General features: G+C 69.9%; 18 protein-coding genes. 13 read left to right on the top strand and 5 right to left on the bottom strand.

Features of this window, described 5'->3' with window-relative positions:
• Positions 1-439: contractile injection system protein, VgrG/Pvc8 family (locus BM144_RS02650; RefSeq protein ID WP_281246078.1), on the bottom strand; the 439-nt coding region annotated here is incomplete at its 3' end.
• A 246-nt stretch (positions 440-685) separates the two neighbouring features.
• On the opposite strand from BM144_RS02650, the gene BM144_RS02655 reads away from it, so the two are divergent.
• Both BM144_RS02655 and lnt read left to right on the top strand, forming a co-directional pair.
• Entirely contained in the window at positions 686-1,573 is an 888-nt protein-coding gene (locus tag BM144_RS02655) for a CorC family transporter (RefSeq protein ID WP_092949585.1), read from the top strand.
• A gap of 2 nt (positions 1,574-1,575) precedes the next feature.
• On the top strand, positions 1,576-3,195 hold the full coding sequence (lnt, locus tag BM144_RS02660; RefSeq protein ID WP_092949588.1) for an apolipoprotein N-acyltransferase: 1,620 nt from the start codon (positions 1,576-1,578) through the stop codon (positions 3,193-3,195).
• Positions 3,196-3,204: 9 nt separating this feature from the next.
• On the opposite strand, the gene BM144_RS02665 is transcribed toward lnt, so the two are convergent.
• Complete coding sequence (locus BM144_RS02665) at positions 3,205-4,140, bottom strand: LysR family transcriptional regulator (RefSeq protein ID WP_092949590.1); 936 nt, start codon at positions 4,138-4,140, stop codon at positions 3,205-3,207.
• A gap of 142 nt (positions 4,141-4,282) precedes the next feature.
• Between BM144_RS02665 and BM144_RS02670 the strand changes: the two genes are divergently transcribed.
• The 3 genes from BM144_RS02670 to fabB all read left to right on the top strand — a co-directional run bounded on the left by BM144_RS02670 (position 4,283) and on the right by fabB (position 7,404).
• Positions 4,283-5,371 carry a type II asparaginase gene (locus BM144_RS02670; RefSeq protein ID WP_092949593.1) on the top strand — a complete coding sequence of 363 codons (1,089 nt, stop codon included), beginning with the start codon at positions 4,283-4,285 and terminating at the stop codon, positions 5,369-5,371.
• 264 nt (positions 5,372-5,635) lie between these two features.
• Positions 5,636-6,178: a 3-hydroxyacyl-[acyl-carrier-protein] dehydratase FabA gene (gene fabA / locus BM144_RS02675; protein WP_092949595.1), complete on the top strand. Its 543-nt coding sequence runs from the start codon at positions 5,636-5,638 to the stop codon at positions 6,176-6,178.
• Positions 6,175-7,404 carry a beta-ketoacyl-ACP synthase I gene (gene fabB, locus BM144_RS02680; protein ID WP_092949597.1) on the top strand — a complete coding sequence of 410 codons (1,230 nt, stop codon included), beginning with the start codon at positions 6,175-6,177 and terminating at the stop codon, positions 7,402-7,404. Before fabA ends, fabB begins: the two co-directional genes overlap by 4 nt.
• Here fabB and BM144_RS02685 read toward each other — a convergent pair.
• Positions 7,398-8,444: a c-type cytochrome gene (locus tag BM144_RS02685; RefSeq protein ID WP_092949599.1), complete on the bottom strand. Its 1,047-nt coding sequence runs from the start codon at positions 8,442-8,444 to the stop codon at positions 7,398-7,400. The two genes, fabB and BM144_RS02685, sit on opposite strands and share 7 nt — an antisense overlap.
• A gap of 286 nt (positions 8,445-8,730) precedes the next feature.
• Between BM144_RS02685 and glyQ the strand changes: the two genes are divergently transcribed.
• The 7 genes from glyQ to BM144_RS02720 all read left to right on the top strand — a co-directional run bounded on the left by glyQ (position 8,731) and on the right by BM144_RS02720 (position 15,427).
• Complete coding sequence (glyQ, locus tag BM144_RS02690; protein WP_092949601.1) at positions 8,731-9,678, top strand: glycine--tRNA ligase subunit alpha; 948 nt, start codon at positions 8,731-8,733, stop codon at positions 9,676-9,678.
• A gap of 33 nt (positions 9,679-9,711) precedes the next feature.
• Entirely contained in the window at positions 9,712-11,838 is a 2,127-nt protein-coding gene (gene glyS / locus BM144_RS02695; RefSeq protein ID WP_092949603.1) for a glycine--tRNA ligase subunit beta, read from the top strand.
• Positions 11,839-11,854: 16 nt separating this feature from the next.
• Positions 11,855-12,547 carry a hypothetical protein gene (locus BM144_RS02700; protein WP_245783499.1) on the top strand — a complete coding sequence of 231 codons (693 nt, stop codon included), beginning with the start codon at positions 11,855-11,857 and terminating at the stop codon, positions 12,545-12,547.
• 8 nt (positions 12,548-12,555) lie between these two features.
• Entirely contained in the window at positions 12,556-13,116 is a 561-nt protein-coding gene (gene gmhB / locus BM144_RS02705) for a D-glycero-beta-D-manno-heptose 1,7-bisphosphate 7-phosphatase (protein WP_092949605.1), read from the top strand.
• Positions 13,117-13,221: 105 nt separating this feature from the next.
• Positions 13,222-13,977 carry a lysophospholipid acyltransferase family protein gene (locus tag BM144_RS02710; protein WP_092949607.1) on the top strand — a complete coding sequence of 252 codons (756 nt, stop codon included), beginning with the start codon at positions 13,222-13,224 and terminating at the stop codon, positions 13,975-13,977.
• The gene (locus tag BM144_RS02715; RefSeq protein WP_092949609.1) at positions 13,977-14,927 is read left to right on the top strand and encodes a M48 family metallopeptidase; all 951 of its coding nucleotides are present in this window, start codon (positions 13,977-13,979) and stop codon (positions 14,925-14,927) included. Before BM144_RS02710 ends, BM144_RS02715 begins: the two co-directional genes overlap by 1 nt.
• Before the next feature lie 47 nt (positions 14,928-14,974).
• Positions 14,975-15,427 (top strand): rhodanese-like domain-containing protein, encoded by a 453-nt coding sequence (locus tag BM144_RS02720; RefSeq protein ID WP_092950089.1) that lies wholly within the window; start codon positions 14,975-14,977, stop codon positions 15,425-15,427.
• A 24-nt stretch (positions 15,428-15,451) separates the two neighbouring features.
• Here the strand turns inward: BM144_RS02720 and BM144_RS02725 are convergent, their stop codons facing one another.
• Positions 15,452-17,599 (bottom strand): OmpA family protein, encoded by a 2,148-nt coding sequence (locus tag BM144_RS02725; RefSeq protein ID WP_139225621.1) that lies wholly within the window; start codon positions 17,597-17,599, stop codon positions 15,452-15,454.
• A gap of 160 nt (positions 17,600-17,759) precedes the next feature.
• The gene (gene lysM, locus BM144_RS02730) at positions 17,760-18,257 is read right to left on the bottom strand and encodes a peptidoglycan-binding protein LysM (RefSeq protein ID WP_092949614.1); all 498 of its coding nucleotides are present in this window, start codon (positions 18,255-18,257) and stop codon (positions 17,760-17,762) included.
• A 200-nt stretch (positions 18,258-18,457) separates the two neighbouring features.
• Here lysM and BM144_RS02735 point away from each other — a divergent pair, with 200 nt between their 5' ends.
• Positions 18,458-19,228 (top strand): type III pantothenate kinase, encoded by a 771-nt coding sequence (locus tag BM144_RS02735; RefSeq protein ID WP_092949616.1) that lies wholly within the window; start codon positions 18,458-18,460, stop codon positions 19,226-19,228.
• The last annotated feature ends 22 nt before the right edge of the window (positions 19,229-19,250 follow it).

A 19,250-nucleotide genomic window follows, 5' to 3' on the forward strand; every position in this document is an offset into this window, starting at 1 on the left:
CGCTCTCCCCATATTGCACGCAGTAATCCCACGTGCGGTAACTGCGGCTGAGTTTCTTGTCCAGCGGATATCCGTAGACCCCCAGCACCTCCTCGATGATCTGCGGCACGCTCTTGTTCTGGAATATCCGGAAGTCGCTCTTGCGCGACGCCAGCCACACCCACGGCTGCAGCCTCAGCCGGTACGAGTAGTACCGGTGGTCCTGACCCTGCATCCCGAACCGCGTCACGATCCCGTCGATGTAGCGCCGCCCACCACCCTCCGTCTCCACCACCACCGTCGCGTTCTTGCCCAACAGCGCCTTCGGGTCCACCTCCCGGCTCTCGCTTTGCAGGTCGATCTCCAGGCTGTACACCTCGCTCAACCCCTCACGGCCCCGCATCTCCCGGAAATGCAGCGCATCCCCTACCGGCGTTTGTATGGTGACTCGACGTGTCATGGCGTGTGCAACCTCCCGTGCTCTTGTGGCGTACCCGGAAAAGGCCGGGATCATAGGCAGCGTTGCGGGTTTTCCGCATCCTTCCGGGGGCGGAAGTTTGTGTCCGAATGTGAGGGGTCGGAGGGCAGGGCGGTGCGCACGGCGGGCGCCGCGGGCGGCCCGGCGGATGCCGGCGGGGGGAGGCGCCGCGGGCATCCGCTATCCTTGGAGCCCTGTCCACCACCGCACGTCCTGCGCACCAAGACCGTGTCCGACCCCCACCCCGCGCGCCCGTCCGAACGCGAAGACAAGCGCACGTTCCTCCAGCGGCTCATCGAATTCATCCATCCCGGGCCCGATTCCAAGGATGAGCTGATCGCCACCCTGGCCGAGGCCGAGGACAACGACGTGATCAACGCCGATGCCCGCGTGATGCTCGAACGCGTGCTGCGCATGGCCGAGATGACGGCCAGCGACGTGATGGTTCCGGCCACGCGCATGGACCTGATCGACATCGATTCGCCGTTCGAGGCGCTGCTGCACCACGTCATCGACACGGCGCATTCGCGTTTCCCGGTCTACCAGGGCGAGCGCGAGAACATCATCGGCATCCTGATGGCGAAGGACCTGCTCAAGCTGCAGCGGGCGCCCGAGCTGAACCTGCGCGCGCTGCTGCGCACGGTGGTGTACGTGCCCGAGAGCAAGGGCCTCAACGACCTGCTGCGCGAGTTCCGCGCGAACCGCATCCACATGGCGGTGGTGATCGATGAGTTCGGCCGCGTGGCCGGGCTGGTCACCATCGAGGACGTGCTGGAGCAGATCGTGGGCGAGATCGAGGACGAGTTCGACATCCCCGAGGACGAGGGCGACATCTTCGCGCTGGCCGACCGCACCTACCGCGTGAGCGGCGACACGCCCGTGGAGCGCGTGGCCGAGGCCTTCGACGTGCCCGCGATCGAGGGCAGCGACCGCGACGAGGAGTTCGAGACCATCGGCGGCCTGATCGCGCACGAGCTGGGCCACGCGCCGCGCCGCGGCGAATCGCTGGACCTGGCCGGGCTGCGCTTCGTGGTGCTGCACACCAAGGGCGGGGCGGTGCGCTGGTTCAAGGTGTCGCCGGTGCCGGCGGATGCCGTGGGCCCGGACGCCGACTGACCATGTCCACCCTTCACGCTTTCGGCGGGCGCGCCTCCCGTGCGCCCGCGGCGCTCCTGTGGACGGGCGCGGTGCTGGCCGGGCTCGCCCAGGCGGCTTCCATCGCCTGGCCCTGGGGGGGCGAGCCGCTCTGGTGGCTGCAACTGGCATCGCTGGCCGCCTTCGCGCGCATCCTGCTCGCCGCGCGCGGGGCCTGGCAGGCGGCGGGGTTCGGCGCAGCCTTCGCCACGGCCTGGCTGGCGGGCACGTTCTGGTGGCTGTTCATCTCGATGCACACCTACGGCGGGCTGGCCGCGCCGCTGGCCGTGCTGGCGGTGCTGGGCCTGGCGGCCTTCCTGGGCAGCTACTACGCGGCAGCCGCCGCGGCGTTTCAGCGTTTTCATGCCCATGCCGCCGGAAACAGGACCTTTCTAGCTATCATTTTCGGAGCGTTGTGGCTGCTGGCCGAGCTGGCGCGCGGCGTGTGGTGGACGGGTTTCCCCTGGGGCGCCGGAGGCTATGCCCACGTGGAAGGTCCGTTCGCCGTGCTGGCGCGCTGGGTGGGCGTGTACGGCATCGGTGCCGTCGCGGCCGGGCTGGCGATGCTGGCGGTGCAACTGCGCTGGGCAGACCTGCGCCGGCCGCGGTGCTGGGCGGCGGGTGCCGCGCTCGCGGTCGCCTGGACCGGGCTCGCGGCGCAGCGCCACTGCGCGGTGGAGCTGTGCCACACCCCGATGCGCGCGCCCGCGAAGCTGTCCGTGGCGCTGCTGCAGGGCAACATCCCGCAGGACGAGAAATTCCAGGCCGGCAGCGGCGTGCCGCTGGCGCTGCGCTGGTACGGCGACGCGCTGCGCAGCGTGCAGGCCACGCTGGTGGTGGCGCCGGAGACGGCCGTGCCGCTGCTGCCGCAGCAATTGATGCCGGGTTACCTCGAATCCATCGCGGCGCATTACACCGGCAGCGCAGGCGAGGGCGGCGGCGCCCCGCCGCGCGCGGCGCTGCTGGGCATTCCGCTGGGCGATGCGGAGCAGGGCTACACCAATTCGGTCATCGGCTTCGCGCCGGGGCAGCCCGTGCGCTACCAGTACGACAAGCACCACCTCGTGCCGTTCGGCGAATTCATCCCGCCGCTCTTTCGCTGGTTCACCGAGCTGATGAACATCCCGCTGGGCGACTTCAACCGCGGCGCCGTGGGGCAAGCGCCGTTCGCATGGGCAGGCCAGCGCATCGCGCCCAACATCTGCTACGAGGATCTGTTCGGCGAGGAACTAGCGGCGCGCTTTCGCGACCCGGCCGCCGCGCCCACGGTGTTCGTGAACGTGAGCAACATCGCCTGGTTCGGCGATTCGGTGGCCATCGACCAGCATCTGTCGATCAGCCGCATGCGGGCGCTGGAGTTCGAGCGGCCGATGGTGCGCGCCACCAACACCGGCGCGACGGCGCTGATCGACCACCGCGGCGTGGTCACGCGGCGGCTTGCGTCCCTGGAGCGCGGCATCCTGCTGGGCGAGGTGGAAGGCCGCGATGGCGCGCCCACGCCCTTCGCATGGTGGGCTGCCCGCGCGGGCCTCTGGCCGCTCTGGGCGCTGGGCGCGCTCGTGGTGGCGGGCGCCTTCCTGGCGGCCCGGCGCCGGCAGCGCTGACCGGGCGCGTCAGCCGGGCATCCCGCCCGTGTCGGCATGCTGCGGCCGTGCGAGCACGGCGTGCAGGAGCCCTGGCAGCAGGCCCAGCATGCGCGTTGCGTGCCGGTCGGGCGGGCGGTGTTCGGCGTGGTAGGCGTAGAGCGGGATGGGCGCCAGGTCGCGCAGCGGCACGGCCACCACGGCGGCCGGGTCCAGGTTGCCGGCCGTGAGGAAATCCACCACCGTCCAGCCCAGGCCCCGCCGCACCAGCTCGACGGCCAGCTGCGAGGTCTGGACCTGGATGCCCAGCTCGGTGTGCACCCCGAGGCTGCGGGCCAGCTCGGTCATCGGAGCGCGCATGGGGTCGTCCCCCAGCAGCTGGATCATGGGCGTGTTGGCCAGGAACGAGATCGGGTCGTTGCGGTTCACGCGCACGGCGCGCTGCCAGATGTCGCGGCCCACGGCGATCGAGAGCGGCCCGCTCACCAGCATGCCGCTGCCCACCTGCGGGTGCGGATGCGGGTAGAAGCCCAGCGCGAAATCCACCGTGCGCGTGAGCAGCGCCTGGGCCATCTGGTCGGGGTGCAGGGTCCGCACCTCCACCTTCACGCGCGGCGATTCGCGCGCATGCAGTTCCAGCACCGTGGGCAGGAAGGTGTGCGTGATGGACGGGATCGCACCGAGGCGCACCTGCCCGCCCTCGGGCTGGCGCAGGTTGAAGGCGGTGCGGCGCAGTTCGTCGAGCTGGCGGTGGATCTGGCCCGATGCCACGAACAGCGCCTGCGCTTCGGGGGTGGGCACCAGGGCCCCGCGCACCCGGCTGAAGAGCGGGTAGCCGAGCTGCAGTTCCGCATGGGCGATGGTCTTGCTGACGGCCGAGGGCGTGATGCTGACCAGGCGGGCGGCGGCGCTCATGTTGCCCGCCTGCATGACGGCCTGGAAGACTTCGAGTTGCCGGAGGTTCATGGCATGGAAAGGGGGGATCGGAAGGGTATGAATTCCATTCATACCTCGCGGCGGATTATTCCCCACTGCCGTGTTGCCGCCTTCCTACCATACGGCACCCCTGCAACGGGGCGTAACAAGTACTCTAGGAGATGACCAAGCCATGTTCTCGCAACTGAATTTCAAGCACCTGCTGGCCGGAGCGGCCTTCGCCGCGTGGGGCCTCGTCGCCGGCGCGCAGACGACCGCCCAACAGCCTCCGGCCAAGCCCAACGTCGTGGTGCTGGCCACCGGCGGCACCATCGCCGGCGCAGGCGCCACGGCCGCCAACAGCGCCTCGTACGCCGCGGCCAAGGTGCCGGTCGACAAGCTCCTGGCAGGCCTGCCCGAGCTGGCCAACGTGGCTGCCGTCAAGGGTGAGCAGGTCTTCCAGATCGCCTCCGAGAGCTTCACCAACGACCACCTGGTGCAACTGGGCAAGCGGGTCTCCGCGCTGTCCAAGCAGTCCGACGTGGACGGCATCGTCGTCACCCACGGCACCGACACCCTCGAAGAGACCGCCTACTTCCTGAACCTGGTCGTGCACACGAGCAAGCCCATCGTGGTCGTGGGCTCCATGCGCCCCGGCACGGCCCTCTCGGCCGATGGCGCGCTGAACCTGCTGGAGGCCGTTACGGTGGCCGCCAGCAAGGATGCGGTCGGCAAGGGCGTGCTCGTGACGATGAGCGACGAGATCCAGAGCGGCCGCGACGTCACCAAGGGCGTGAACATCAAGACCCAGGCGTTCCGCAGCCAGTGGGGCCCGCTGGGCATGGTCGTGGAAGGCCAGACCTACTGGTTCCGCGCCCCCGTCAAACGCCACACGATGCAGTCGGAGTTCAACATCGACGAAATCACCGCGCTGGCTCCGGTGGACATCGTCTACGGCTACGGCAACGTGCCCCGTTCGATTCCCGACTTCGTGGGCAACTCGGGCGTGAAGGCGCTGATCCATGCCGGCACCGGCAATGGCTCCGTGGCCGACCGCGTCGTCCCCTCCCTGCAGGAGCTGCGCGGCAAGGGTGTGCAGATCGTGCGTTCCGCCCGCGTGGCCGACGGCTTCGTGCTGCGCAATGCCGAGCAGCCCGACGACAAGTACGACTGGGTGGTGGCGCATGACCTGAACCCCCAGAAGGCCCGCATCCTGGCGGCCGTGGCCCTGACCAAGCCGCAGACCAGCAAGGAACTGCAGCGCATCTTCTGGCAATACTGATCGGTGATGGCGCCCCGCGGGGCGGCGGCTTCGGGCCGCCGTGCCCGGGGCCCCAAGCCGCTTTCCACCCCCTCCAGGCCGCTCCATGCGGCCTTTCTTTTTGCATCGCATGAATCCGCCGCGAGGCTGCGGCGCGTGGTTTGTCGCATTGGCAAGGGGGGAGGACTCTCCGCAGACTGGATAATGCGTGTTTGCGACCGCCGGTCCACCGGCTCGCGCGCACACGAAACGCGGCGCCCGCGCCCATCTGGAGCACGACTGACAATGGCTGAATCCTTTTCCTATGAACAACTGATCGCCTCGGGTGAAGGCCGGCTGTTCACCCCTGACAGCGGACGACTGCCGCTGCCGCCCATGCTGATGTTCGACCGCATCACGCACATCGACGCCGACGGCGGCGAACACGGGCTGGGAAAGATTCGCGCCGAACTCGACGTTCGCCCCGACCTCTGGTTCTTCGACTGCCACTTCCAGGGCGACCCCGTCATGCCCGGCTGCCTGGGCCTGGATGCCATGTGGCAGCTCATCGGCTTCTACCTCACCTGGCTGAAACTGCCGGGCCGCGGCCGTGCCCTGGGCGCCGGCGAGGTCAAGTTCACGGGCGAGGTGGGCCCGGGCGTGAAGCTCGTCACCTATGAAATCGACATCAAGCGCGTCATCAAGCGCAAGCTCGTGATGGCCATCGGCGACGCCCGCCTGCTGGCCGACGGCCAGGAAATCTACGTGGCATCGGACCTGCGCGTGGGCCTGTTCAAGCGCGACGAAGGCGGGAAGGACGGCGCACCCGCGGCGGGAGCACAGGCATGACCACGAAGAAGCGCGTCGTCATCACGGGTGCGGGCATCGTCTCGTGCATCGGCAATGACCAGCAGGCCGTGACCGCCTCGCTGCGCGAGGGCAAGTCCGGCATCCGCGCGATGCCCGAGTTCGCCGAACTCGGCCTGCGCAGCCAGGTGGCGGGCGCACCCCAGATCGACCTGGACGCGGTCATCGACCGCAAGCAGCGCCGGTTCATGGGCGATGCGGCGGCGTATGCCTACCTGTCGCTGAAGGACGCCATCGCGCAGTCGGGCCTGGCGCCCGAACAGGTCTCGAACCCGCGCACCGGGCTCATCATGGGCTCGGGCGGCGGCTCGCCGGCCAACCAGATCGAGGCGGCGGACACGCTGCGCTCCAAGGGCATCCGCCGCGTCGGGCCCTACCAGGTGACGCGCTGCATGGGCTCGACCGTGTCGGCCAACCTGTCCACCGCGTTCGCCATCAAGGGCATCAACTTCTCCATCACCTCGGCCTGCAGCACCTCCGCGCACTGCGTGGGCATGGCGGCGCAGCAGATCGCCTTCGGCCTGCAGGACGTGATGTTCGCGGGCGGCGGCGAAGAGCTGTCCTGGGGCCTGGCCACGCTGTTCGACGGCATGGGCGCCATGTCCAGCAAATTCAACGGCACGCCCGAGAAGGCCTCGCGCCCGTACGACGCCGAGCGCGACGGTTTCGTGATCGCCGGCGGCGGCGGCGCGCTGGTGCTCGAAAGCCTCGACCATGCGCAGGCCCGGGGCGCCACCATCCTGGCCGAGATCGTCGGTTTCGGCCTCTCGTCGGACGGCGAGGACATGGTCGCGCCGTCGGGCGACGGGGCCATCGCCTGCATGCGCCAGGCCATCGCGGAAGCGGGCGGCGGCACGATCGACTATGTGAACACGCACGGCACCTCGACCCCCGTGGGCGACCTGCCCGAACTGCGCGCGCTGCGCGAGGTGTTCGGCGATGCCGTGCCCCCGTTCTCCAGCACCAAGTCGCTCACCGGGCATTCGCAGGGCGCGACCGGCGTGCAGGAAGCGATCTACTGCCTCTACATGCTCCAGGGCGGCTTCATCGCGGGCTCGGCCAACGTCGAGACGCCCGACCCCGCCGTGGGCGACCTGCCCCTGGTGACGGCCTCGCGCGAGGCGCCGCTGCGCACCGTGCTGTCCAACAGCTTCGGCTTTGGCGGCACCAACGCCAGCCTGGTGCTGCGGCGCTGGGATGGTCAGTAGTTCTCGTTGACGTCGCGGAACGGCCCGAACTTCGCCCGGCGGTAGGCCTCGGGCTGCCCCGGGAAGTGTTCCGGGATCGCGAAGCCCTGCGGGCGCAGCGCGGGGTCCGGGTAGAGGCGCTGGCGGTTCGGGTTCTGCAGGCGGGGCGTCGCGTCGTCGTTCAGGAACGCCGCGATGTCCAGCGCCTGCTCCGGCGTGAGCTGGGGCCTCTCGTGCGTGGTACCCAGGGGCATGGACGCGCGGATGTAGCGTGCGAGCAGCGGCACCGCGAACATGTGGCCTGCGTTGTCGTAGGTATCGGTGCCCGCGATCGGCGGGAACAGGTACCCGCCCCCGGCGTTGAAGTCGGGGCGCCGCTGGCCGGCGGCGTCCGCGCCATGGCAGGCGCTGCACAGCGCAGCGAACTGCTTCGCTCCGCGCACGGGGTCCGCCGCACGCGCAACGGCGGGCAGGGGCTGCAGGCCCGTGCGCTCCATGGCCGAGTGCGGCGGCGTGCCCAGCGCCAGCCAGCGCAGGTAGGCTACGATGGATTTCACTTCGGGCGATTCCGGCGTGACCGGTACGCTGCCGGGGCCGAACATGCCGATCACGCGCTGCTCCAGCGAAATGATCTTGCCGGACTTGATGTCGAACTTCGGATAGTCGTTGACGGCGTTCACCAGCGGCAGCGCGAAGGGCTTGGTTCCGGGCAGGCCGGACGGGCCTGCCGCGTGGCAGTGCACGCAGTTCAGGCTGTTCCAGCCCATGCGCTTCGATGCATCGGGCGCGAGCTTGCCGACGCGGGACGCGGTGCGGTTCAGCAGGTCGATGCCCTCGCGCACCGCATCGCCCTCTGGCCCCTCCGGGATGCGCGCCGCATCGGGCTCGCGCCAGGGCTGGGGCGGGCGGGCCGCGTAGCGCTCCAGCAGGGCGCGTGCCTGCGGCGTGGGCAGGGCATCGCCGACCCGGTGCGGCGCGATGTCGAAGGCGCCCGCAGAGAGCGCGAAGGTCCAGAGGCCGAGGAAAAGCGGCAGTGCGCCCACCCGTTTCATGCGTGTCATGGTTGTGGTTTTTTCGAGGAAGGCCGAGCCTTGCGGGGCATCCGCCGGTCGGATCGTGGATTCTGCACGGTGGAATGTTGGATTTTTCGATGCCGATGCGCAAATACCACGGTGCGCCGCGGGCCCTGCCGGCCGGGCCGGGGCGGTGCGCCGCGCCCCCTGCAGGCTGCCAGGGCCTGCGGCCCGCCCCCGTAGAATCTGCGGTCCCGCGCTTGGCGCGGCCCATTCTCATGACCGCGCCCGGGCCCCTGGCCATGCAGTCCCGCGCGCCAGGACACACACACGCATGTTGACCTTCCAGCAAATCATCCTGAAGCTGCAGTCGTACTGGGACGCCCAGGGCTGCGCGCTCCTGCAGCCCTACGACATGGAAGTGGGCGCGGGCACCTCGCACACCGCCACGTTCCTGCGCGCGCTGGGCCCCGAGCCCTGGAAGGCCGCCTACGTGCAGCCCAGCCGCCGCCCCAAGGACGGCCGCTACGGCGAGAACCCGAACCGCCTGCAGCACTACTACCAGTTCCAGGTGGTGCTCAAGCCGGCGCCGGCCAACATCCTGGAGCTGTACCTGGGTTCGCTGGAGGCCCTCGGCTTCGACCTGAAGAAGAACGACATCCGCTTCGTCGAGGACGATTGGGAGAACCCCACGCTCGGCGCCTGGGGCCTGGGCTGGGAGGTGTGGCTGAACGGCATGGAAGTGACGCAGTTCACCTACTTCCAGCAGGTGGGCGGCATCGACTGCAAGCCCGCCACAGGCGAGATCACCTACGGCCTGGAGCGCCTGGCGATGTACCTGCAGGGCGTGGACAACGTCTACAACCTCGCCTGGACCGACACGCTCAAGTACGGCGACGTCTACCACCAGAACGAGGTGGAGCAGTCCACCTACAACTTCGAGCATTCGGACGCCGACTTCCTCTTCGTCGCCTTCGCTGCGCATGAGAAGCAGGCCAAGTACCTCATGGAGCAGCAACTGGCGCTGCCGGCCTACGAGCAGGTGCTCAAGGCCGCGCACAGCTTCAACCTGCTCGACGCGCGGGGCGCCATCTCGGTGACGGAGCGGGCGGCCTACATCGGCCGCATCCGCAACCTGGCGCGCGCCGTGGCCCGCAGCTACCTGGACAGCCGCGCGCGCCTGGGCTTCCCCATGGCGCCCAAGGCCTGGGCCGACGAAGTGCTGGCCGAGATCGCCAAGGCCGGGCAGCAACAGCAGCAGCAGAAGAAGGACGCCGCCTGAGGCGCCGCCCGCGGACCGAGAGACACCACCACCATGACCCATCCGAATCTTCTCGTTGAACTGTTCGTCGAAGAGCTGCCCCCGAAGGCGCTGCAGAAGCTCGGCGATGCGTTTGCCGGCGTGCTGCTGTCGCAGCTGCAGGCCCAGGGCCTCGCATCCTCCGCCTCGCGCGTGACGGCCTACGCCTCGCCGCGCCGGCTGGCGGCCCACATCACCGAAGTCGCGCCGCAGGCCGCCGACAAGGCCGTTTCGCAGAAGCTCATGCCCGTGACCGTGGGCCTGGACGCGGCCGGCAATGCCACGCCCGCGCTGCTCAAGAAGCTCGCTGCGCTGGGCGCCGATGCGTCCGCCGTGCCGGGCTTGCGCCGCGCGCCCGACGGCAAGGCCGAGGCACTGTTCCACGACAGCACGGTGCGCGGCGCCACGCTGTCCGAAGGGCTGCAGAAGGCATTGCAGGAATCGGTGGCGAAGCTGCCGATCCCCAAGGTGATGCGCTACCAGCTGGAATCGGGCTGCGAGCAGCCGGGCTGGACCAGCGTGAGCTTCGTGCGCCCGGCGCACGGCCTCGTCGCGCTGCACGGCACCGAGGTGCTGCTGTCGGTCTCGGTGCTGGGCCTCACGGCCGGCAACGCCACGCACGGCCACCGCTTCGAGGCCGCCGTGGACCCGGTGGTGGTGCGCAGCGCCGACACCTACGCGCAGCAGCTGGCCGAGGAGGGCGCCGTGATCGCCGGCTTCGCCGAGCGCCGCGCCGAGATCGTGCGCCAGCTGCAGGCCGCCGCCGAGCGCGTGGGAGGCGGCGTGCGCCCCATCGACGACGACGCCCTGCTCGACGAAGTGACGGCCCTGGTCGAGCGGCCGAACGTGCTCGTGTGCGAGTTCGAGAAGCAGTTCCTGGATGTGCCGCAGGAATGCCTCATCCTCACGATGAAGGCCAACCAGAAGTATTTCCCGCTGCTCGATGCCGAGGGCCGGCTCACGCACCGCTTCCTCGTGGTGAGCAATATCCGCCCCGACGATGCGAGCGCCGTGACGGGCGGCAACGAGCGTGTGGTGCGCCCGCGCCTGGCCGACGCCAAGTTCTTCTTCGACCAGGACCGCAAGAAGACGCTCGAATCGCGCGTGGCCTCGCTGGCCAAGGTGGTCTACCACAACCAGCTCGGCACGCAGGGCGAGCGCGTGGAGCGCGTGCGGGCCATCGCGCGCGCCATCGCCCAGCAGATCGGCGACGTGGAGCTGTCGCGCCACGCCGACCAGGCCGCGCAGCTCGCCAAGGCCGATCTCGTGACCGACATGGTGGGCGAATTCCCCGAGCTGCAGGGCACGATGGGCCGCTACTACGCCCAGGCCGACGGCCTGCCCGCCGCTGTGGCCGACGCCATCGAGGACCACTACAAGCCGCGCTTCGCGGGCGACACGCTGCCGCGCGGTGATGTGGGCGTGGTGGTGGCGCTGGCCGACAAGCTCGAGACGCTGGTGGGCATGTTCGGCATCGGCAACCTGCCCACGGGCGACCGCGATCCGTTCGCGCTGCGCCGCCACGCGCTGGGCGTGATCCGCATGCTGGTCGAGAAGGACCTGCCGCTGGATCTGGAGACCCTGCTGCACAGCGCCTTGCCGGCCTTCGGCGACAAGGTGCAGGACGCGACCGCCGCGCTGGCCGATTTCATCTACGACCGCCTCGCCGGCAGCCTGCGCGAGCAGGGCTACAGCGCCCAGGAGGTCGATGCCGTGCTGGCCCTGCGCCCGCAGCGCCTGGCGCTCGTCGAGAAGCAGCTCGCCGCCGTGCGCGCCTTCGCCGCGCTGCCCGAGGCGCCCGCGCTCGCCGCGGCCAACAAGCGCGTCACCAACATCCTCAAGAAGGCCGGGGACGTGGATGCGCACGTCAACCCCGAGCTGCTGCGCGAGCAGGCCGAGAAGGACCTGTACGCGGCCCTGCAGCGCTTCGTGCCCGAGGCCGACGCGCTCTTCGCCCGCGGCGACTACACGGGCAGCCTGCAGACGCTGGCCGTGCTGCGCGCGCCGGTGGACGCGTTCTTCGACGACGTGATGGTCAATGCCGAGGAGCTGGACCTGCGGCTCAACCGCCAGGGCCTGCTGCAGAGCCTGCACGCGGCGATGAACCGCGTGGCCGACCTCTCGCGCCTGGCCGCGGCCTGACGGCTCCCTCCTGCCCATGACCCCGCCGCCGGCCCCGCTCCTGCCGGGCGCCCCGGAGGGCGCCACCCGCACGGCGTGGTGGCTGTTCGCGCCCCCGGCCGCCCTCATGGGCCTGCGCTGGCTGCTGGAGTGGCACGGCGACCGCTGGCCCGGCCCGGATGCCTGGGCGCTGGCACCGTTCGCCGGCACGCGCGATCCGGGGCTGGGCTTGGCCGCGCTGGGTGCCGGTGCCGCCGCCATCGCGGCGGTGGGCGTGCTGCTGCGCTGGACGGCGCGCCGCCGGGGCCGCCCGCATGCACGGCGCGTGGCGGCCGGATTGTGGGTGCTGGCCTGCGTGGGCGGCGCGCTGGCGATGGCCGCGCGCCACTGGGATGCCCGCTGGCTGCAGCCGCTGCCGGAGGCCCGCGTGTCCGTGGCCGGCAGCCGGGTGCAGCCGCCCAGCCTGCGCGGCCCGGGCGGCACGCAGGTCGTGCTGCGCTGGGAGGATGCCGACCCGTCCGCGCCGGTGGCTCCAGGCACACCGCCGGAGGCGGGTGCCGCGCCGGTGCTGCGCCAGGCCACGCTGCCCGGCAGTGCCGCTGCCGCGTGGCGGCCCGGCCAGGCACTGCGGCTGCAGTGGGCGCGGGGCCGCTTCGGCGGCCTCTACGCCACGGGCTGGCAGCCGCTGGCGGCGGGCGGCACCGCGCCCGCGGCGCCGCATCTTCCATAATCGCGCGCATGAAACTCGCCATCCTCGACCGCGACGGCACGCTCAACGCCACGGGCGAGGGCTTCATCTCCACGCCCGACGAATGGGTGCCCATGCCCGGGGCGCTCGAAGCGGTCGCGCGGCTCAACCATGCGGGCTGGCACGTGGCCGTGGCCACCAACCAGCCGGGCCTGGGGCGCGGTCTGTTCGATGTGCTGGCGCTCAATGCCGTCCACGCGCGCATGCACCGCCTGCTCGCCGCGGTGGGCGGGCGCATCGACGCGGTGTTCTATTGCCCCCACGCGCCCGACGAAGGCTGCGCCTGCCGCAAGCCCGCGCCCGGCCTGCTGGAGCAGATCCGCGACCGCTACGGCATGGAGGGCGAGGACATCCTCGTGGTCGGCAACTGCGCGGAGCACCTCCAGGCGGGCGCCGCCATCGGCGCGCAACTGCATGCGGTGGGCGCGGGCGCGCACGAGGGCCTCGGCGACCCCGCCGCCTGGCCCGGGCTGCAGCGCCACGCCAGCCTCGCGGACTTCGCCGACCGCGTGCTCGCGGGCGGCACGCGGCTTCCGCCGGCCGGGGGCTGACCCGGACGCAGCGCGCATACGCTATGTTTTTAATAGCAGCATGTCCAGTGAATACGGCGGCATGCAGGCAAAAAGACCTCTGAAACTCTCTCTTTTCCGATCCGCATGGCCCTGATCCGCTCCATCGCCCATCTGCTCTGGATGGCCCTCACCGTCGTGCCCTACACGCTCGCCATCCTGGTGGCGCGCGCCTGCGGAGCCCGCACGCGCACCCGCTACCGCATCGCGCGTGCGTGGCTCAAGCTCAGCGTGGACGCGGCCAATGCCATCATGGGCATCCGCCCGCGCGTCACCGGCATGGAGCACCTGCCGCAGGATCCCCAGCAGGGCGTGGTGCTGCTGGTCAAGCACCAGTCCACCTACGAGACCTTCCTGATGCCGGCGATCATGCCGCGCCCCCTGGCCTACGTCTTCAAGAAGGAGCTGCTGCACATCCCGTTCTTCGGCTGGTCCATCGGCAGCCTGGACATGATCCACATCGACCGCAGCCAGCGAGCGCGCGCCTTCGTCAAGGTGCTGCAGCAGGGCCGCGCGCTGCTGGCGCAGGGCACGTGGGTCATCATGTTCCCCGAGGGCACGCGCATCGAGCGCGGCCAGAAGGGCGAGTACAAGAGCGGCGGCTCGCGGCTGGCCATCGAGGCCGGCGTGCCCGTGGTGCCGATCGCCGTCACGTCGGCGAAGGTCTGGCCGCGCAAGGCCTTCGTCAAGCGGCCCGGCACGGTGGATGTCTCGATCGGCCGCCCGATCCCTTCCACGGGGCGCAAGCCCGACGAACTCATGGCCGAGGCCGAGGCCTGGATCGAGGCCGAGATGCGCCGCCTGGACCCCGAAGCCTACGGAGCGCCCGGCGCGCGGCCCTGATGCAGCGGCTGGTGCAGCTCGCGCTGGATTTCTTCGGCGGCGGGGCGGAACCCGCGGCCCCGGCGAAGCCGCCGCGGGTTTCTGTGCCAAAACGCACGGATGCCGCCGGATCCATTGAAAAGTTTGCTCCTGAAATAATAGCAAATCCGCACGCGCCGGCGCCTGCCGTGCCGCTGGACACGCTGCTTTCCCCGGCGCAGTTCCGCCACCCCCGCGCGAACCGCGAGGTGCTGCTGGGCGAGGCGCTGGTCGCCTACGCGCTGCAGCGCTCGCGGCGGCGCACCATCGGCTTCACCGTAGGGCCGGACGGGCTCGCGGTGCGCGCGCCCGGCTGGGTGTCGCTCGCGAACGTGGACGAGGCCGTGCGCGGCAAGGCCGACTGGATCCTGCGCAAGCTCGGCGAGGCGCAGGAGCGCCAGCGCCGCCAGGAAGATGCGCGCATCGCCTGGGGCGACGGCGCCGTGCTGCCCTACCTGGGCGAGCCGCTCACCGTGGTGCTCGACCCCACGCACGGTTTCCGGGGGCAGGGCGGGGCGCTGGTGCCCGGCCCGGACGGCGGGCGCTGCCTGCACGTCGGCCTGCCGCACGCGGCCACGCCGGCCCAGGTGCGCGACGCCGTGCAGGCCTGGCTCATGCGCGATGCACGCCGCCACTTCATCGCCCGCCTCGACCACTACGCGCCCCTGCTGGGCGTGCAGTGGCGCACGCTGCGGCTGTCCAGCGCCCACACGCGCTGGGGCAGCGCGCGCGCCGATGGATCGATCCGCCTCAACTGGAGGCTGCTGCACTACCGGCCGTCCATCATCGATTACGTGGTCGCGCACGAACTCTCCCACCTGCGCCACATGGACCACAGCCCGCGCTTCTGGGACACCGTCGCCACCGTGGTGCCCGACTACGCCGCGCTGCGCGACCGCCTGCGCGACGAGCCGGCGCCGCGCTGGGAGTGACGCGGGACGCCGCCAGCGGCCGGCCGGGATTGGCACAGAATGCGGCCATGACTGCTTCTTCCTCTTCCTCTTCCTCTTCCTCTTCTTCTTCCATCACCGCCATTCCCGCCGAGGGCTACGCCGGCGACGTCCCGCCTCCGCTCGCCTGGCAGTGGGTGCAGAGCGGGCAGGCCGTGCTCATCGACGTGCGCACCGACGCCGAGCGCGACTGGGTCGGCTTCGTGCCCGGCGCCGTGGCCATCCCGTGGAAGGTCTATCCCGGCATGGCCCTGAACCCCGGGTTCGACGAAGCGCTGCGCGCCGCCGTGCCCGAGGGCGGCCGGGCCGTGCTGCTGTGCCGCAGCGGCGTGCGTTCGGTGGCGGCGGCGCGGCGCGCCACCGAACTGGGCCTCACGGCCTTCAACATCCTCGAAGGCTTCGAGGGCGACGCGGACGCCGACGGCCACCGCAACCGCACGGGCGGCTGGCGGTTCCGCGGGTTGCCCTGGCGGCAGGGGTGAGGCTCTGACCGCTGTGCCCCGCTTTCAGAAGCGGGGCCTGCTGCGCCTGTTCGACGTGCACGCCACGGGCCTGTCCGCCTCGGCAGATGCCCGTTCGGCCTGCCTGAACAGCGCATGCTGCACATCGTCGGAGAGGGGCGGCTTCCTGGCCAGGATCAGGCGCACGGTCACTCTGCGGTTCTTCTCGTGGCATTCGTGGAGATTCGCAGTGCGGCCTTCCTGCGGACACTGCCCGGCCGACAGGTCGCGGCTTCCTCGGCCTGGTGTTTCGAGCCGGTAGTCGCCCGTCAACTGCGTGCCTTTCAATGCCTTGCGGGTCACCCATTCGGCCACGCAGGCCGCGCGGCGCTCGGACAATCCCTGGTTGCCCGCATCCGACAGAGGCAGGGGGTCCGAGTGGCCGGTGACCACCACCTTGTCGAGGCGCCATGCGTTTCCGCGGGAGTCGCCGGGTGACGCGAGTGGCGACAGCGACTCCTGCACGCGCGCCACTTCGTCGACGAGGTCGTCGATGCTGTTCACGGCCTTCACGGAGTCCGACTGGAAGTAGACGGCGTGTTCAATGTCATGGCACCGCGCACGCGCGTTGCGCACGATCTTCACCTCTTCGCTGCTCACCTCGATGTCGGTGCGCGGGTCTGCCCGGCCCGATTTTTTTCCGCCGTCGGGTTCTTTCCCGATCCGCAGCAGCGATCGCGTACCCATGCCGTGCCAGAGCGCATCCACGGGCGTCACCAGTGCCGCACCGCCGGGCTCCGCACAGAAGCTGAGGAAGATCCCTGCATGGTCGGCTTGCGAGCGCACGAGCGCGAGCGCCTCGCCTTTCAGCCGCAGCGTCTGCTGCTCGGCGCGCAGGCCCAGGCTGCGGAAGATTCCGGAGCTCAGCTTTCCATCGATCTGGGAGTCCACCCAGAGTACGGTGCCATAGATCACCAGCAGGAGCAGCAGGGAAAAATAGATCCGCGATTCCAGCGCATAGGCGTTTTGGATGGGCGGCATTGCCACAGGCTCACCAATGGCCTCGGGGAGAGTCGCTCCACCGCTTTCCGGCGCGTGGGTAGGGCGGTCGGACGCGCCTGCGCTCTCCGGCCGGGAGACCGTCTGGGCAAAGAAAGCCCCGAACAATGCCATGAGTGCGGCGCAGGAAAACCAGAAATCCAGGGATCCGTGCGTGGTGCCGTTGTCTGCGTGTGCCGGCGCGGGCTCGAACGGCCATGCCATCGTGCCAGCAGCCATCGCCAGGATCAGCGCGACGCCTCCAAGGAAGAGCGCGACGATCGCCGCGGGTGGGCGTGGGCGGCGTGTGGGTTCGTCACCGCCCGTGTCTTTTTTCAGGGCGCCGGTGGGGCGTGTCCATGCCGAGATGAACACCCATGCCAGCAGACCGGCGATCCAGGGAAACACGAGAACATAGAACGCATACTGGGGCAGAACCACACCGAGCCAGGGCAGCAGCCACAGTTCGACGACTCCGTAGCAGCAGCCCAGGAAGATCCATTCGGAGCCCTTCAGGATGCCCGCGCCCGTTCCGCTTCTCCAGGCGCACCCTGCCATCAGGCCTCCCAGCGCCATGGCGGCGAACGCATGGCTGGCAATGAGTCCAGAAGTGGCGGAATCCGAAGGCGCAAACGGTGACGCGTAGAGCGTCCAGAGGAACAAAAACGAAGCAGCCTTGGAGAGCGCAGGGGCCAGGATCCAGAACTCCGCCTGGCCCTGCCAGCCTTTTTTGGCCGCGTTCCTCTTCTCCGCAGCCTCGAAGATCATGAACGGGATGAAAGCGGCGAGCCCCAGCCCCGCCAGGACCAGGGCCAGCAGCCCGAATCCCAGGGCCACGAACACGAAGAGCAGGTTGTCCCCCACCGACAGCCCCGAGGGAAAGAATTGGATGGCCATGAAGCAATACAGGAACGTGGCCAGTACGCCGTACCCCGCAGCGATGAGCGGAATGGCCGTCTTCGCGGTATCGATATATCCCGTCAACCGCTTCGAGTGGCTCTCCAGCGCCTGCCTGCGCTCCTTCTCCGCGGTGGCTCTGCGCAGCTCGGCCTCTGCCAACTGATTGGCGGCGCGGGCCTCGCGCAACCGGTCCATGACCCCGGATGGCGGCATGGCAGACGGTGCGGCCTCGCCCAGCGCGGCACGTAGCAGCCATGCGCGAATGCGTCGCAGCATGTATTCCTCCCTCTCGTATCGTTTCTTTTTGGGTTGCCGTCATGCGGCGGACGGCCGAGCAGGAATGTAGCCGGGACGTGCACGGCGGCTGATGTCCCACCGTGCGACGGCATGAAAAAAGGGACCGCAAGGTCCCTTTGGTGCCGATCCGTACCGTTCTTCAGAGCGGTGGAATCCGCAGCTTCTGCCCCGGATAGATCTTGTCCGGGTGCGTCAGCATGGGTTGGTTGGCTTCGAAGATGCGGGGGTACTTGTTGGCATCGCCGTAGTACTTCTTGGCGATGGCCGAGAGCGTGTCGCCGCGCACCACGTCGTGGTACTGGCCCTCGGGTTCGGGCGTGTCCACGGCGAGCTGGTTGTCCACGCTGGTCACACCGGAGACGTTGCCGCAGCACAGCGTGACCTTCTCCTTGACGGCCTGCGAAGGCGCTTCGCCCTTGACGGTGACCTTGCCCTCGGGGCCTGCGAACGTGACCTGCACATTGCGCACGCCGAGGTTCTGGGAGGCGATGTAGGTTTCGATCGCCTTGCCCGCCGTGGCGTTGAGTTGATCCTGGCTCGGTGCGGCGGCTGCGGGGGTGGCGGCCGGCGCAGCGTGCGCCTCCTTGCCGCCGAACAGCTTTTCTCCGGCTTCCTTGACGAAGCTGAAAAGACCCATGGCATTGCTCCTTTTTCTCTGGTGAAGACCGGCCTGGTAGCGGCCGGCGCCAACCAATGTAGCGTCCGCCTCCGCGGGGGCCGTGTCGGACATCGGCCCGACCCCGCCGCGGGCCGGTGCATGGCCGGGAGTGTGATGCGGTGTCCCTCGCGTGTCGGCGCGAAGGGGACGCGTTCGTAAAACTCGTGATAATCCGCCGCATGACTTTTCTGGCCATCGACGTCGGCAACACGCGCCTGAAATGGGCCATGTACGACGCTCCCCAGCCAGGTGCCGCCGTCCTGGCCCATGGCGCCGAATTCCTCGACCACATCGAACGCCTCGCCGATACCGCATGGGCAGGGCTGCCCGCACCCACGCGCATGCTGGGCTGCGTGGTGGCGGGTGACGCGGTGCGCCGCCGTGTGATAGAGCAGATGGAGTGGTGGGACGTGCCTGCGCATTGGGTCGTGCCTTCGGCGCAGGAGGCCGGGCTCGTCAACGGCTACGACCATCCGACGCGCCTGGGCTCTGACCGCTGGGTGGCGATGATCGGTGCACGCCACCGGTTGCTGAGCGAGGGCCCCGCGCGGCCGCTGGTGGTGGTGATGGTCGGCACGGCGGTGACGGTGGAGGCGATCGACGCGCAGGGCCGCTTCCTGGGTGGTCTGATCCTGCCGGGGCACGGCATCATGCTGCGCGCGCTGGAGTCCGGCACGGCCGGCCTGCACGTGCCCACGGGCGAGGTGACGCTCTTTCCCACCAACACGAGCGATGCGCTCACCAGCGGTGGCACCTATGCCATCGCGGGGGCGGTGGAGCGCATGGTGCAGCACGTCATGCAGCACTGCGGCGCGGAGCCGGCGTGCATGATGACCGGCGGTGCGGGCTGGAAGATGGCGCCCAGCATGACGCGGCCGTTCGACCTCATCGAGAACCTCATTTTCGAGGGCCTGCTCGCCATTGCCGCCGAACGCTTTCCGGAAGGCTGAGGCGGCGGTTCCCGGGTTGCCC

It is taken from the genome of Paracidovorax konjaci (assembly GCF_900112675.1).
Lineage (GTDB): Bacteria > Pseudomonadota > Gammaproteobacteria > Burkholderiales > Burkholderiaceae_C > Paracidovorax > Paracidovorax konjaci.